This is a genomic window from Streptomyces sp. WM6386, from assembly GCF_000972385.1.
Lineage (GTDB): Bacteria > Actinomycetota > Actinomycetes > Streptomycetales > Streptomycetaceae > Streptomyces.
On sequence record NZ_JXTE01000348.1, the window covers coordinates 1 to 652 of the forward strand.

2 protein-coding genes are annotated in these 652 nt (G+C 75.3%); both read left to right on the plus strand.

Annotated features, from left to right (window positions below; all coding sequences use genetic code 11):
- Positions 1 to 510, plus strand: a 510-nt coding sequence (locus tag TN53_RS41640) for a UDP binding domain-containing protein (protein WP_046264098.1), incomplete at its 5' end; no start/stop codon positions are given.
- Positions 507 to 652: NmrA family NAD(P)-binding protein (locus tag TN53_RS47090; protein WP_159038270.1), on the plus strand; the 146-nt coding region annotated here is incomplete at its 3' end. The genes TN53_RS41640 and TN53_RS47090, both read left to right, overlap by 4 nt.

A 652-nucleotide genomic window follows, 5' to 3' on the forward strand; every position in this document is an offset into this window, starting at 1 on the left:
CCCGGCCCGGGCGTCGGCGGCCACTGCCTGCCCGTGGACCCGGTCTACCTGTCCTGGCGCGTCAACCGGGCCCTCGGCCACCGCTTCCGCTTCGTCGAGCTCGCCAACGACGTCAACGACCACATGCCCGCCTACGTCGTACAGCGGTTGCTGACCGCGTTCAACGAGCGCGGCCGCGCCCTGTCCGGCTCCCGCGTGCTGGTGCTCGGCCTGGCCTACAAGCCCGACACCGGCGACGCCCGTGAGTCGCCCGCCGTCCGCGTCGTGGACGGGCTGCTGCGGCTGGGCGCCGAGGTGCGGGCCGTCGACCCGCACGTCGTGGAGAGCGCCCCGGTCGACCCGCGGGTCATCCGCACCGAACTGGACGAGCAGGAACTCGCCGCGGCCGACGCGGTGGTACTGCTGACCGACCACAGCGCCTTCGACCTCGACCTGATCACCCAGCACGCCCGGTTCATCCTGGACACCCGCCACCGGCTGCCGGCCGGACCGACGGTGGAGTACCTGTGACCGGCGCCGCCCGGCACGTCCTGGTCACCGGCGCGAGCGGGTACATCGGCGGCCCCGTCGCCCAGGCCCTGCTGGCCGCCGGGCACCGGGTGACGGGCCTGGTGCGCGACCCGTCCCGGGCGGCCGAACTGGCCGCCGCCGG